The organism is Psychrobacter sp. T6-6, assembly GCF_052258185.1.
Taxonomy (GTDB): Bacteria; Pseudomonadota; Gammaproteobacteria; order Pseudomonadales; family Moraxellaceae; genus Psychrobacter.
Genome location: NZ_JBQQEX010000008.1, coordinates 1 through 15,645, shown reverse-complemented (window position 1 = coordinate 15,645; position 15,645 = coordinate 1). Strand labels below are relative to the sequence as shown.

The 15,645-nt window shown below is 43.6% G+C and carries 11 protein-coding genes; 7 read left to right on the top strand and 4 right to left on the bottom strand.

The genetic code is table 11. The features are described from left to right. Nucleotides 1-143: 143 nt before the first annotated feature. From ACTXGL_RS11575 to ACTXGL_RS11545, 7 genes are all read left to right on the top strand, one after another. A complete protein-coding gene (locus ACTXGL_RS11575) occupies nt 144-434 on the top strand; it encodes a putative quinol monooxygenase (RefSeq protein WP_443526920.1) in 291 nt (96 codons plus the stop codon). A 504-nt stretch (nt 435-938) separates the two neighbouring features. Next, nucleotides 939-1,493, top strand: coding sequence for a carboxymuconolactone decarboxylase family protein (locus ACTXGL_RS11570; protein WP_443526919.1), 555 nt, complete (start codon nt 939-941; stop codon nt 1,491-1,493). A 111-nt stretch (nt 1,494-1,604) separates the two neighbouring features. Further along, entirely contained in the window at nt 1,605-2,258 is a 654-nt protein-coding gene (locus tag ACTXGL_RS11565; protein ID WP_443526918.1) for a DsbA family oxidoreductase, read from the top strand. Nucleotides 2,259-2,329: 71 nt separating this feature from the next. Continuing rightward, nucleotides 2,330-3,229, top strand: coding sequence for a glutathione-dependent disulfide-bond oxidoreductase (yghU, locus tag ACTXGL_RS11560; RefSeq protein ID WP_443526917.1), 900 nt, complete (start codon nt 2,330-2,332; stop codon nt 3,227-3,229). A 205-nt stretch (nt 3,230-3,434) separates the two neighbouring features. After that, nucleotides 3,435-3,977, top strand: a complete 543-nt coding sequence (locus tag ACTXGL_RS11555; RefSeq protein WP_319051490.1) for a peroxiredoxin-like family protein — start codon at nt 3,435-3,437, stop codon at nt 3,975-3,977. Between the two features lie 247 nt (nt 3,978-4,224). After that, complete coding sequence (locus ACTXGL_RS11550) at nt 4,225-5,187, top strand: acyltransferase (RefSeq protein ID WP_443526916.1); 963 nt, start codon at nt 4,225-4,227, stop codon at nt 5,185-5,187. 100 nt (nt 5,188-5,287) lie between these two features. Then, nucleotides 5,288-6,112, top strand: a complete 825-nt coding sequence (locus tag ACTXGL_RS11545; RefSeq protein WP_443526915.1) for a hypothetical protein — start codon at nt 5,288-5,290, stop codon at nt 6,110-6,112. A gap of 111 nt (nt 6,113-6,223) precedes the next feature. On the opposite strand, the gene ACTXGL_RS11540 is transcribed toward ACTXGL_RS11545, so the two are convergent. From ACTXGL_RS11540 to ACTXGL_RS11525, 4 genes are all read right to left on the bottom strand, one after another. Beyond that, the gene (locus ACTXGL_RS11540; RefSeq protein ID WP_319051487.1) at nt 6,224-7,393 is read right to left on the bottom strand and encodes an HlyD family efflux transporter periplasmic adaptor subunit; all 1,170 of its coding nucleotides are present in this window, start codon (nt 7,391-7,393) and stop codon (nt 6,224-6,226) included. A gap of 2 nt (nt 7,394-7,395) precedes the next feature. After that, a complete protein-coding gene (locus tag ACTXGL_RS11535) occupies nt 7,396-9,720 on the bottom strand; it encodes a type I secretion system permease/ATPase (protein ID WP_443526914.1) in 2,325 nt (774 codons plus the stop codon). A gap of 67 nt (nt 9,721-9,787) precedes the next feature. Continuing rightward, nucleotides 9,788-11,329 (bottom strand): TolC family protein, encoded by a 1,542-nt coding sequence (locus ACTXGL_RS11530; protein ID WP_443526913.1) that lies wholly within the window; start codon nt 11,327-11,329, stop codon nt 9,788-9,790. A 570-nt stretch (nt 11,330-11,899) separates the two neighbouring features. After that, a partial coding sequence (locus ACTXGL_RS11525; RefSeq protein WP_443526912.1) for a beta strand repeat-containing protein occupies nt 11,900-15,645 on the bottom strand: 3,746 nt, incomplete at its 5' end.

Sequence of the window (15,645 nt, the reverse complement as noted above, 5' to 3'; positions counted from 1 at the left end):
TGAAGCGTTTTCTTATTGTCTGGCAAACACTATAGCCATAAATGAACGTTCGTTCAAGTAGCAATATATGTTGATATGATAAATTATGTACCCATACAATCCACTCTAACTGTCTCACCAGCTCATAATAAAAAGGATTAAACATGCCTGCATTAACGATTATTGCTCATATAACGGCAAAAGATAATGGCGTTGCTCTTGTCAAATCTGAACTTGAAAAACTGATACCCATAACACGTGATGAGGAAGGATGTATTCATTATGATCTGTTCCAAGATAACGACAATCCTGCTCATTTTATGTTCCATGAAAGTTGGGCAACGCGTGAATTATGGCAGGTTCATATGGGAAACCCGCATCTAAAAGATTTTTCAGCAGCGACTGAAGGCGCTGTCGAGTCGTTCGTGCTGCATGAGATGACTGAGGTTCGTTAATCTCCTCTCCAAAGCTCATACCCACTCGATAAGTATTAACGTCAACATAAAGAAATAGAAAAAGGAAAACCAGTTGCTTCCTTTTTCTATTTCTACTCCTATTTTTTGGTACATCTTTGCCCTGATACTGTCATGGTGCAGCGATGACTCAATTATCTTTTTTTTCATTGCTATTTATGACCCGTTAATATACTTTTTCACTTTATAAATGTGCTTACTTACACAGTGTTACTTCATTAAATTATTGATATTATTACCATAAGCATTGCAGATCATAGAAATGTAATTTGACCATTACAATTTAATTGAACGATTACTCAAATAATTATTGAGCGGTTGCTCAATATCATTTATAGTAGTCTCTATTGATTCGCTTACTAAGCAAAATCATCAGTTTTGAGTAATCATTCAAAATAATGATCGATATCAAATCAACGATTACTCTTGGGCTATCTTAAAACCCTAAAATACATTAAGTTTAAACCGACTACTAGGAATTGTATTATGACCGAATTTACACTACACGATAAAGACAGCGCGCCACAAGAAAGCAAAGCGCTGCTTGATACCTCTATCAATGCTTTTGGTATGATCCCAAACCTACATGCTGTTATGGCTGAAGCACCAGGTTTACTAGAAGGCTATCAGCGTCTTCATGAGCTGTTCTTGAACAGTAGCTTTGATGATGAAGAAACCACTGTCGTATGGCAAACTATCAACGTCGAGCATGCCTGCCATTATTGTGTTCCTGCTCACACTGGTATCGCCAAAAGCATGAAAGTAGATGATGCTATCACTGATGCGCTACGTGATGAGACTCCACTACCAACTGCACGTCTAGAAGCACTGCGTGATTTTACACTTTCTGTTGTACGTGGTCGTGGTAATGTAGACGATAGCGCTGTTCAAGCGTTCTTGGATGCAGGTTATACCAAACGTCAGATTCTAGAAATTATTCTAGGTGCAGCTCAAAAAGTCATGAGCAACTACACAAACCATCTGGCTGATACACCTGTAGACAAACCATTCCAAAAGTTTGAGTGGCATAAAGCTGGTTAATAGCAGCACCAGCCTAGCGCTGACACCGTCAATTTGATGTTTTCATACTGTTGTTCGAAACATCTTCGGGCAGCAGTTTTTCATTTTAATATATCGCTAATGAGAGATGACATGGAACATTTAGAGAAAACCTTACAAATAGACATCGTGTCAGACGTGGTATGCCCTTGGTGCGCCATTGGCTACAGTCAACTGGCTGAGGCATTAAAACAAACCAACACCCCTCATGAGATTCACTGGCATCCCTTTGAGCTCAACCCCAACACACCAGCTGAAGGACGGAACTACCGTGAGCATATCATGGGAAAATACGGTACAACTGCTGAGGGCGTTAAAGAGAACCGAGCTAGAATGACAGCCGCAGGCGCGGAAGTTGGCTTTAATTTTCAGTTCACAGATGACTTTTGTACCTACAATACCTTTAACACTCATCAGCTACTCCACTGGGCAGATGAGCAAGGGCGTATGCATGATTTAAAGCAAGCGTTGTTTGTCGCACACTTCGTCGATAATCGAAACGTAGGTGACAGTACAGTACTTGCGGATGTTGCAGCAGATATTGGACTGGATCGGGCTGAGGCAATTGCGGTCATCGAAGATCAACGCTTTGCTAATGTGATACGTGAATCGGTACAGCATTCAAGACAGCAAGGCATTCAAAGTGTGCCATCGGTGATATTTAATGGTCGCCATCTGGTAAGCGGTGCTCAAGGCGTCGAGAATTATAAAAATATTTTAAAACAATTAGCAGATATGCCAGACTAAATCTTAAGTGCATTTAATAGAAATAGCTCGTGTCTCACAATACACATATCACTCAAAAAGGTATCCTAATTATGTCAAATTCTAATCATTACGAGCCGCCCAGCGTTTGGACATGGGATGCTGAAAGTGGCGGCAAGTGGGCCAGCGTCAACCGCCCTATCGCAGGTCCAACCCACGAAGGCGAATTACCTCGTGGCAAGCACCCTCTACAAATTTACTCAATAGGCACGCCCAATGGGCAAAAAGTCACTATTATGGCAGAAGAGCTACTGGCTTTGGGCGTTGTAGAAGCTGAGTACGATGCACATCTGATCGAGATCGGTGAGGGAGATCAGTTCTCATCAGGGTTTGTTGATGTCAATCCAAATTCAAAAATCCCAGCTTTGTTTGATACCGATACCGGTAGCCGAGTATTTGAAAGTGGTTCCATCTTATTTTATCTGGCCGAAAAGTTTGGAAAATTACTTCCAAAAGATGCAGCGGCACGCACAGAAGTGATGAACTGGCTATTTTGGCTACAGGGCTCTGCCCCCTATCTTGGCGGCGGTTTTGGGCATTTCTATTTTTATGCACCAGAGAAGTTTGAGTATCCTATCAATCGCTTTACGATGGAAGTCAAACGTCAATTAGATGTGTTGGATCGAGAGCTGGCAAAAAATCGCTACCTAGGTGGCGATGAATACACAATTGCGGATATTGCCACTTGGCCTTGGTATGGCAATCTGATACTTGGAGAAGCCTACGAGGCAGGTGAGTTCTTACAAGTTGAGAGCTATAAAAACGTGCGCCGCTGGGCCAAAGAAATTCTTGAGCGCCCTGCTGTACAGCGCGGTCGCAAAGTAAACCGCACTTGGGGTGAGCCCTCCCAGCAGCTTCATGAGCGTCATGATGCTTCAGATTTTGACTTAAAGACTCAAGACAAGCTGATCGCTGATAGTGCTGATAGTGCTGATAGTGCTGATGCAAAATAGCGGCACTTATATAGATTAAATATTATTTTTTAGAAATGAGTGTTCATCATTTCTACTCTCGATGTTGATACCGTTAGGTACGGTTATGACGTGGTGTTGTAACGTACTGTAATAAATCAACATCTTATCCATAGTGGTTGTTAAAGTAAGCAATGAATACACTCACTGATAGCACACCATCATAAAAAATCAAAAGGATAAAAACATGTCAGACAATTATGCTCAAAAAATCAAAGCCGGTGCCACTTTCCCTGAAATGAAAGTACAAGTACTCAATGGAGAGCTGACAGAACTTGGCAAACCTGAGAATGGTCATGACTGGAAGCTGGTGGTTGTATACCGCGGTAAACACTGCCCTATCTGCACTAAGTACCTCAATACATTAGAGACTGTGCTACCATCATTTTATGACAACGGCGTCGATGTGATTGCTGTATCTGGCGATAGTAAAGAGCAGCTAGAAGCTCATTTAGAAGACTTAGATATCAGCTTCCCTATCGCTTATGGGTTAACTGTCGAGCAGATGAATACGCTAGGACTTTATATCTCTGATCCACGTTCAGCGAAAGAGACAGATCATCCATTTGCAGAACCTGCTGTGTTTGTAGTGAACGGTGAAGGCAATATACAAATTGTTGACATCTCAAATGCACCTTTTTCTAGACCTGATCTTGAAGCGCTTGCAAACGGTTTGGTATTTGTCAGAAAACCAGAAAACAACTATCCTATTCGCGGCATGCATGTCTAATCAGTCCTACTCTATATAGACGAAAAAATATAGGCAACAGCTTCTAAAGAGCGTATCAAGGTCATTCCTTGGTACGCTCTTTTTACGTTAGAAATGAAATTTTTTTGCCAAAGACGCTATTTATTATTTGTTGTTAGCACTCGTACACTGGGATTTATTTCTGCTAAAATTGATAACAACACTACCAATATCTTATCATTCAAATACTATTAACATCTCATCATCCGTATGAGCAAAAGGATCTACTATGCGATTGAAATCAATCGTCCAAAAGCTACACGAACGCGCCCCAATCTTGGGCAAAGCGGCATCTCTAACGACGGCAACAGGTGTCATTACTTTTAATAGTATGTTAGCAGGCCCGCCGGTATGGATCATGGGTGCAGCCAAGGCCATTACTGGAGCAGCTATCGCTGACAAAGCCGTCATCGATGTCACTAATTATTGGATCAATAGCAACAATGCCGTCATCGATAATGTATTGCCGCGCAAAGACTGGCGCATCAGCTTACCTGATGACGTACATACAGATGGTAAGTACTTACTGGTCAGCAACCATCAGTCATGGGTCGATACCAGTATCGTTCAATATATCAGTGAAAAGCGGTTACCATTGACGCGTTTTTTTACCAAGTTTGAACTTATATATATTCCCGTGATTGGTCAGGCTTTTTACTTTCTAGACTTTCCGATGATGCGTCGACATTCTAAGGAAGCCATCGCCAAAAACCCTGCGTTAAAGGGTAAAGATATTGAAGAAGCAAAACGTGCCTGCGCCTTACTAAAAGACAAGCCCTTTACGCTACTGAACTATCTAGAAGGCACCCGCTTTACGCCTAGCAAACGGGACAAACAAAACTCGCCTTATAAGCATCTACTAAAGCCGCGTGCTGGTGGATTATCACTTGCTTTGAGTGCTTTGGGCTCAGAGATCGACGGTATGCTAGACATGACGATTGTCTATCCTGATGGCGTACCCACCTATAGTGACCTATGGAAAGGTAACATCAAACGTCTAGGCGTCGATGTCCGCCATATCGAGATACCAGAAGATCTATTTACGGCGATCAAAAACGGCGGTTACGAAACAGATGAAGCGATAAAAGCACAGATGTTTGATTGGGTTGAACAGGTATGGCACAAAAAAGATCAGCTTATTACAGAAATGCTGGCTGAATTTGAAACCAAAGACGCCATGCAAGATGCTTAAGCTAAAAACAGAATAAACGCTCTATACCAATGACCCTTATTATTTGATAACCTCAAAGTAATCAGTGCAGGTACTAATATAAGATAGGTAGCACCATATAATGATGAAATTTCGTGAAAAATGGTTTTGGGCATTAGCTCTTGCGGTACTGGTGCATGTGGGCGTTTTTCTCGTTTTTTATTTCAATACCAATCACGCTGATACGGTAGAAATAGCTAACAGTAGTATGAATATAGATCAGCCAGCCGCTATCAGCAGTACACCCTCAGCGCCTAGTGATAAAATCTATACCACCACTGTCACCAGCACTAAAACGCTGGACAACGAAGGTAGCGGTACCGATAGTCGCGATGAGGTAGTAAACGTTGATATAGTAAACAATAACGGCGTTGAGAATAGTAACGCTTCAAAAAATACTGCAAATAACAGCAAACCTATCATCACCGTAGAGAGTGAAGAAACCAACTCGCCTGAGGTGTCTAATAGCAATGCTAACGTTACTAGACAACCCAACACTGCTAAACAGTCTATTACTACCACCGTAGAAGCACCGCAAAGAATCAGGCTTCCTGCCCAAAGAGAACAAACCCAAAGAAACCAAGCTCTAGAAAACCAAGTAGACAACACTCCTCAATCTATACCCCCGAACTCTGAAAATAATATGGAGCAAGCAAAAAATAATGCAGGGTTGCTAGATCGGGATGTTCCCACACAAAAGAGCAATATAAAAGTAGATAAAGACTATCTCTCAGCAAAATCTGAAGTGGAAGCAGTTAACGATCAGTTGAGTGCAGCCATCAACGAAGTCAAGAAGCGCAATCAACAAAGAATCGATGAGCGGCAGCAATTAAGAAGTGAGGCAAATATTCAAGATAGCGAGATACCAATCAATCAGTCTAACCAAAACAGTAGAAACTCTGAGTAACCATATGGTGAATACTTGAGACATCTAAGCGGTTACGTTCACATACAAAAACCCATAGCGATTAACTAGGGGTTTTTGTATTGTTGTTAGTCATGATTTGATATGAATGAATTAGCGCTCACCTAGACCTTCTGACAATGTCTTGGTAATTGGCTTAGTGAGATATGATAACACGGTTCTTTCCATGGCTTTGATGTCAACAGAAGCGGTCATACCCGGCTTAATAACAATTTCATCACCGCGACCCTTAAATTCTGCGCCATTAATCACAATAAGTACACGGTAATAAGGCTCTTCTCCTTTAGGCGTTTGCTCCATCAGGGTATCTGGGCTGATATAGTTGACAGTTCCTTCCATCGCACCAAAGATAGAGTAATCATAGGCATCGAGCTTAACCGTTGCTTCTTGACCTTCTTTGACATAAGCAATATCGGCAGGGCTGACCTTGGCATCAATGACCAAATCACTACTGGTCGGCAGAATTTGCATAATGACTTCACCTGGCTTGACGACACCGCCAATAGTGGTCACGTTAATATTTTTTATTTTACCTTCTGTTGGTGCCATCAGCCGCTTCTCTTCTAGCACTTGCGCCCGATCTCGTAACTGCTCAAGCTCAGTATCCAGCTCTTCTTGAGCTTTGGTCATTTCAGCCTGTGCTTCTTCAAAGTACTTATTACGTTTATTATTTATTTGCGCTTCAATATCAGCCACTTGGCGACTCAGCTTGATAACGTCAGCCTGACTGACATCGCCATACTCTAGCAATGGCTCATTCATACGTAGCTCTTGACGTGCCAGCACCAGCATTTTTTCAAGAGAAGAGACTTCTTCATTGATAGCTTGACGACGTCTATCGTATAGCGCTCTTTGGTTTTGGACATATTCAGGATACTGTTGCACCCCTTCAGGAAATACTAATGGCTTCTCAAAAATCTCAGCATTTAATCTTGCAAGCTTAGCCGTCAATGCTGCTGTTTTGGATGCCGAGTTATCAACAGCAGCTTTGGCGCGCTCCTCTTCTAGAACGACCAGTAACTGACCTGCCTTGACGTCTTCGCCTTCTGAGACAGCCAACTGTGTCAACACGCCGCCTTCTGACGCTTGAATTTCTTGGGTTCGAGCACTGGCGATGACGGTTGCTTGAGCACGGGTAACTTGATCAATCTTGGCAAATGACGCCCAAACAATCAAGCAGATAATACCAACGAGTGCAATCCAAATGCTCAATCTTGAACGATTAACCTTGGGCTTGGTGGGTGTGTACTTATACTCTGACATGCCTACTTCCCTTGATCATCTGTTGAGTTTTTGGCTTTGGTCGGTTTTATACTGATATTTCTAACTCTAGATGCTGCAGGTTTGGTGTTATCAGCATGCTCTGATGATGGTTGATTGGTTTTGTGAATAATTTTGTCTTTTTGCTGTACGGTTGTCTTGTTTCTTGCTTGGTCGTTTTTTCGAAGCTCATCGAGCACCGCCTGTTTTGGACCGTCAATAATAATACGCTGATTGTCCATAATAATGAGTCGGTCAACCAAATCTAGCAAGGCGGTTTTGTGAGTGGCGACGATAAATGTCTGCCCCTGTGTCAACTCCTGACGCAGGACCTGCAGGCAACGCTGTTCTTGTCGATTGTCCATAGACGCAGTCGGTTCATCCAACAAGAACACATCAGGCTTGGTCAATAATAAGCGCGTAAATGCAACCAGTTGTTTTTGTCCACCTGACAACCCTTTACCGCCTTCACTAATCGGCAAATCCAAACCGCTTGAGTGACTCGATACCAAATTGATGAGCCCTGTCCTATTTAACGTGTCTTGTAGAATGTCATCATTAGGTGCTGCCATACCGATTAGCAGGTTTTCGCGCAGCGTACCCTGAAACAGTCGATGGTCTTGTTGCAAATAGCCCAAGCGTTCACTGAGGGTCTCTCGGCTGATTTGATGGATATCAAGACCGTCTAATAGCACACGCCCTTGGGTCGGCGCATACAGCCCTGCCAGTACTTTAAGTAAGGTAGATTTACCGGAACCGATAGGTCCGAGTATCGCGATACGTTCTCCTGGCTTGATAGAGAGCTGCGGAACACTAATGGCTGGACGGTCGTTGTCTTTATAGTTGAATGCCAAACTATCACACTGATAAGCGCCTTTGATATGTGTGGGTGACAATGGATAGGCAACGCCTTGATTATCTTGCTCTAATGCAAATAGACTCTCAATATTCAACTTGGCAGCTTTGGCATGAGCGTACTGCACCAGTAAGTTGGGTATAGACATAACAGGCGCTAGCACTCTACCACCTAGGATCGAACAAGCAATCAATCCACCCATCGTCATGTCGCCTTGCATCACTACAAACGAGCCAACAATCACGATACCCACATAGCTGACTTGCTGCAGCATCTGCGTGAAGTACGTTAAATTGTCATTAGCATGCTTCATATCCAAATCGTTTTTGATAGTGACGTTCATCACATCAAGCCAACGCGAGAGGAACTTCCAACTGCCCGCCCCCGCTTTTATGGTCTCAACACCTTCTACTGCTTCAACCAACAGTCCTGTTTTATAATAAGAGGCAGTCGCACCTTCTGACGCAATGGCATCAATGCGTTTGCGCGCAACCAGCCCCATCGTAATCGCAATGACTGCGGCCACCACTGGCACAACAGCCACTAGCGGCGATCCGATAAAGGCGATCAAACTGATAAAGATAATGGTCATCGGCAAGTCGACCAAACCGAACAGCGTGCTTGCCGTAAAAAAGCTGCGTACTTGCTCATAGCCGCGTAGCTGTGCTGCCATAGAGCCAACCGACCCTGGCATCTGGTCGATACGTACTTTTAATAATCGTTGGAATACTTCTCTAGATAAGTACTGATCAAGACCGACCACCACTTTATCCATGATTCTCGATCGTGAGAATTTCATGAATGCTTCAAAGACAATGACTAAAAACACACCACTCGCCAAGATAATGAGGGTGTATTCGCTACGAGTCGGTATGACCCGGTCATACACCTGCATCGAAAATAGAGAGACCGCTAGTGCCAACATATTAATCAAAAAGGTTGCAATAACAGCTTCAGCTAGAATGCCTTTATAGTTGCCCAAGTCAGACTTTAGTAAGTCAGAAAATGACGCTTTACGCTGCTTAATATGGTCTTCTTTTAAACGAATCCGTAATACCAAAGCTAGCTCATCGACACGGGTATGTACCTGCTTATCCGCTTGTCTAAAGTTCCAGCTTTTTTGCGGCGTCTGACCGTCGATGACGCCCCATCCCAAATCTGATCGATATGCCAATAGAGGCAAAAAGGCCGCGTCAGGCTGCTCTAATATCTCAGGGGTATCAGTAACACCAATCCCTTGTAACACAGCAATGACACCGCCCAGCTCATGAATGCTTTGACCTTGCCTGTCCGATTGCTCACTATGGCGCTTGACAACATCATGCAGACGAATATTGTCTACCGGATAGCCTTGCTGACCAAGTAAGTGCTTGATAGCCTCGGTCAGCGTTTCAGTCAGATCAACTTGCTCTGCGTGCTGCAACTCATTGTGACCAACAGACTGAGATGATGTCTTTTGTAATTGTGCACTCATATGAATCACTTATTTAATATTTTAGATGGTTGCCTATGCAAGATATAACGTGCGCTTAAATGACTATCTAACGGTTTGTCATATTTCTTTGTTCCGTTATCGGCGTGATGCTGTAGTAATCATTCAGCATGAGATACTCGCCATCATTTAGTCCCTGCTCAGCAGTTGCCGGCAAACTAATCTCAATATACTCTTCTTCTACATCGTTTCTGCCATAACCAAACTCACGACTGTCGCTGCTTTTGTCTTGCTTATTGAACCACTGTTTTACAGAATCTACGGGATTGAACAAAATCACAGGCTGACGGTTGTGAGAAAACTGCTGCCACTGCATGATACCAAAGTCTACTTGGAGACTATAAAATGCGCCCAACATCTCTGCTCGGGTCTGCACCAGCTGTACTTGATAATCATTGTGCTCACGTACGGCGTTAAGTACCTCAAGCCATGACTTACGACCTGCGATAAACTGTCTGCGATAAGAGTTGACCACAATCTGAGCGCCAGCTACAGCAGCCACCAGTGATGTCTCTCTGTCTTTTGCACTGACGAACTGCTGATACTGTACTTGAATATTTTCTATCACGTTACGCCGCGATGCTTCTTGGTTTTGCACCAAACTGTTGACTTCTGCCTGTGATGCTCGTGCTAGTGCAAAGTTGGAAAACCCCGCACCTGGTTCATAGGTTAGCCCCAAAGAAAACTGCCCATCATTTTCATTATCTTCATGGTAATAAGCTTGCTCGTACTGAGCATAGACCGTTGGGTAGCGCGCCGCTTGTTGTGACTCAACCCCTTGCTTAGCAGATTCGATTTGATAGTGCTCTTTTACAACAGTAGGATTGTAGAATCCTGCCCTATCAAAAGCCATTCTCTCAAAATCAACAGATTGACGCTTGGCCTGCTCGACCAATACTTTGATATTCGGTATGCTCGTCACGCTCATTTGAGACAACGGCTGACCAATAATTTGCTCGAGCCGAGCAGCGGCAATACGTTGCTGCTCAACTGCTGCTTGATAAGACGTCTGCTCTTGCAAAATCCGGTTCGTCACTAGGTCAAGCTCAATACGGGCTGATACACCCTGACCAACACGGCGCTGCATCATAGCCTCAAAATCACCAAGCTCTTCTAGATTCTCAACATGGACACTTTGTGTGGCGACAGCTTGTATATAGCTCTGCCAAGCACCGATCGTCGTTTTGGCCACCGAGTTTTGCTGCTCATAGATATATTCTACAGCGGCTTTGTCATCAAATATGGCTTGGTTCACATCTGCTGTGAGTTTACCACCCGTCCATAGAGGCTGACGAAGAGTGACCTGTGAGACAAAGTCATTGTCTCTGTCATAGCCCGAGCTAACGCTTGGTGTCGGTAAAAGGTTTAATTTAGCTGCGTTGATACCTTCAGTCGTTGCTTGTTGACTGGCGCGGGCTGATCCTACCAGCGGATGAGTTTGAATCGCTTGCGCGACCAGACTGTTGATTTGAAAATCCTCTACTGCTGCTTGGGCCGTCATGGTAAAACACATGCTCGTTATTAGAACAGTCATAAGATGATGCACTGCATGACGGCTGGTTAACTGTTTTATATTTGGCGATTTTTTCATATTAGTTTTCAATGAACGCTCTTATTGATATGCTCTTGAAGAAGTATACAACATCTATGCACTAAACCTTACTAGACCTTAGTCTATAAGGCAACAATTCATATGCGATATCAGATGAAACTTTCTGAGCTTTCCATACATATATAAAGCTAAGTCATACCTGGTTCTTTTTACTTAAATTTACCTTTTTCATTGAGTTCACTTTGCTCACTTAAGATAAGTACCACCTATTTTTGTTGATAGTAAACAATCCCTGATAAATCACGCTCTACATCATCGATTGACTCTCTAAGCGAATGCTGACGAATAAAAATCTGTACAAGATCGTTTGCAGTACTTTATAAAACATAGCAATTTTTGGAAAGAAATAACTATTCATCAATCAGGTAGCTCTCTGTTCGTCCATGTCTTAATTATGCCTTATGGTTTTTTACTTTCTTATTTAAAAACCAGGCTATTATATTTATTGCCTAATATACTTTACTCTATCTCAAAAATATCTATAAAAACGTCGTAAAAAACGCCTCCATTTTGGAAGCGTTCTGTGCATTAAAATAAGATCAGCCAGTCTTAGATAATATTGACGATGTCAGTATCAATATGAACCTGTGTCTCATTAGATGACTGCCATACGTTATACACCTCACCTTCTGAGGTAGTCTGTCCAGTATTGGTCCAACTATCACCTTCTAGATTGACTGTATCATCGTTATCACCTTTGACATAGATAGTGGCTTCAACATCTTTGTCTGCTATATTTAAAGTATTCGCACCAATACCGCTAATATCAATGATATCAGGCTGCATCATGTCAGAGAGGCTAATGATTTGACCTGAACCCTCAAAGCTTAGAGTATCGATCCCTTCGCTCGAAGTGGTTAGTAGCGTATCAGGTAATTCTATAGTGTCATCGATGGCAAGTGTGAAACTTTCATCTAACGATATGCTCCGTGCAGCAAACGTTCCACTATTGGTACTGTAATCGAGCGTAATATCCAGATTTGCAGTAGAAGACTCACCATTCTCTGCAGTGATCGTATACTCAAAGCTATCTACATCACCATAAGTGCCTGTAAATGTCGCGTCAGCAACATAATTATAACTACCGTCTGGATTGATAGTAAGTGTGCCATATATACCATCAATGGCACTACCACCAACCTCGACAGGCAAACCATCTACTAATGAGACAACGGTACCAGAAGTAATCGTATCTGCACCATCAGAACCTATGTCAGTAATAACATTTCCACCTATGAAAGCACTGACTGTATCAGGCGGCGTATAGTTGGTAATGACATCAGAGGTGGTACGAATAGTAAGGCTACTTAATAATGAAGCATCTAAAAGTCCGCTACTGTTACCTAGCGTCACATAATATGTGCCACCATCTTGAAACTCTGGTAAAACTAGATCATCTGCGCTCCACCTAGCGGGCAAGACACCTGAACCCTGAAGCCAATTCTCCTGCGTAAAGGTTAGCGTAGCCTCAGAGCTGTCGTTCTCTACTCGATAGACTAAAAGATCAAAATCATTATCTCCAAGAGCCAAGAGATCAAAAAGTCCACCTAGACTCAGTGTAGCAGACCCACTGCCATCAACGGTTACTTGGCGAGTGGTATTGTCAGCCACAGTGAAAGACAGCGCATTACCAACACTCAGTAAACCTACGTTAATGGTATCTGCGAGCACACCGATATTGAGAAGCCCTCCCACTTCAGTACTTTGTAAAGGTGCATTGGTGGTAGATGACTCAAAACCTATATCTAATGTCACCTCATTATCGAACGCTATTGGTACAGTCGTGTCAACAGTAATAGTAGCAGTCGCGGCGGTGCCCGTATTTCCAGCAGGGTCTGTTGCGGTAGCGCTCAATTGCTCAGCACCCTCACCCATTGCCCTTACTTCTGCCTCATCGACATTGATACTCCAGTCACCAGCTGCGTCGACAATAGCCGTACCTAAGATATTGTTTGAGCCGTCAGTCAACGTAATTGTGTCGCCTGAAACCCCCGTACCTGTTACAGCAAAACTTGCCGCAGCTTCGGTACCATTAACGATGTTGTCGCCAGCGATAGGCTCATCAATCGTTGGGGCCTCTGGTGGCGTCGTATCAACGATTGCATCAAGATTAATCACCAGCTCTGCTGTATCACTAATAACGCCATCAGAAACTGTATAAGTAAATGTCTCCGATTGACCTGACGACGCAAAATCACCATTTGCCGTATACGTATAGTCACCATTTTCATCAATAACTAAGACACCATACTGACCTTGTATCGTAAACACCGTTGTACCATTGACTACCGCAAAGGTAGGTTCCGATTGGCTATCGTTACTATCGATATCAGTCAGTACTGTATCCACCGTTACCGTATCTTCGCCCAACTCACCTGAGCTCGATACATCAGGATCAATCACATTACCAGTAATGACAGTATCATCGGCATAATCAAACTCAGTCACTGTCGCTGTAATATCTGTGGTTTCAAGTAGGGTTAGGGTATTGCTAAGAAGCACAGCAGTAATGTCATCAAGTAATGGGTCTAAAACACCTAATCCTAATACATTATCTTCCAGTATATCTACTACAGCATCGAGACCTAAACCTTCATCCCCAGCCGCAGTTAATGCAATATTGAGAAGACCATTAACAGTGCCTCCTAAAACTGGACCTAATGCATTATTGATTGTGGTAAAAACAACTTCTTGGTTATCAGGACCCAGTACAACTCCTGCTTCACCCAACTCGGCTAAGGTAAGACCATCGACTAAAGCTCCTAATGCGCTCTCACTATTTCGCACCACAATAGTATAGTCATCTGGTTCTAAACCAGAAACTGTCGCAGTCAATGTATCATTGCCAGTTAATCCCAATAACTCGATTCCAATAACATTACCTACCAATGGCTCACTACCAGTAGTGCCAACGTAAACAAGCTCATTGTTACTATTATAAACCTCTATATTAATTGCATCCGCTACTGTAACTAATGCCGTCTGACTAACTTCGATACTGACTGTGCCATTTGTACCTGCACTCACAGTAAAGCCAAGACTGCTATCGGCACCACCAGTACCTTCAGCAACCCCCAAAACATCTAAGTCAGATTCACTGATCGGATCATAGTACGTAACTTGCAACGCTCCTAAATCAAGATCATCCAGATCATCACGGGCAGTAAAGGTCGTATTAAGATCGAATTCGACAGCAGCACTCGGAGCACTGACATTTTCATTTGCATCTGTCACCGTAGCAACTACCGTATAGGCACCATTATCACTGATACCATCAACGCCATTTGGAATCGTGATTTCAGCGATACCATCTCCATCATTGACATCAAGGTCAGCTGCGGTCACTTCATATTCGACGGTAATAGGGTTACCAGCATCAGGCGTCACTGTTAAGGTCACTGTGTCGCCTGCAACCGTGCCAGATGGCAGAGTCACTTGGGTTTGAATGCCATCTGCAAACTCTTCCGCATTGACGCCATCAAGCGCTTCAGGAATCAATACCGCAGGCACCGTAGTATCACCAACTGTAGCACTGTCGGTACCTATCGAACCAACGTTCCCCGCCTGATCAGTCACATTCGCGGTAACTGTTAGTACTGCCCCTTGTGGTGGAACTTCAACCGCAAAGTTATAACCATTGTCTAGCATATTTTGAGTAATCAAAGTCGCCATACCATCGACCGTTACAATGTCATCAACCTCAGCGTTATCTGGTAAAACCACAGTAACTTCAACCAATCCATCGTCGTTTAAGTCAAAGCCGTTAACTAAATCATCACCATTACCAATGATCACAGTTGGTTGACCTGGCGCTGTGGTGTCAACGGTAAAGCTCACCGCGTTACTAGGCGCACTCACGTTACCAGCCGCGTCGGTTACGGTGGCGGTCACACTATACTCACCATCGGCAGTGATGCCATCGTCTGCATCATTTGCAATGGTCACGTCAGCAACCCCGTTACCACCGTTGGCATCAAGGTCATCTTCAGTCACTTCGTACTCAACGGTGATCGGATCACCACCATCAGGGGTTACTGTTAAGGTCACTGTGTCGCCTGCAACGGTGCCAGATGGCAAGGTCACTTGGGTTTGAACACCATCTGCAAACTCTGCGGCATTGACCCCATCATCTGCTTCGTCGTCAATGACCACGACTGGTGCTGCGATAGCGGCATCTGCTTCGCCGCCAGGCGCCACGGTATCTACTGTTATGGTGGCCGCAGGAGACGCTTCACTCACGTTACCGGCAGCATCGGTAATGGTGTAGCTGATGTCATAGGTGTCATCGGCAAGTG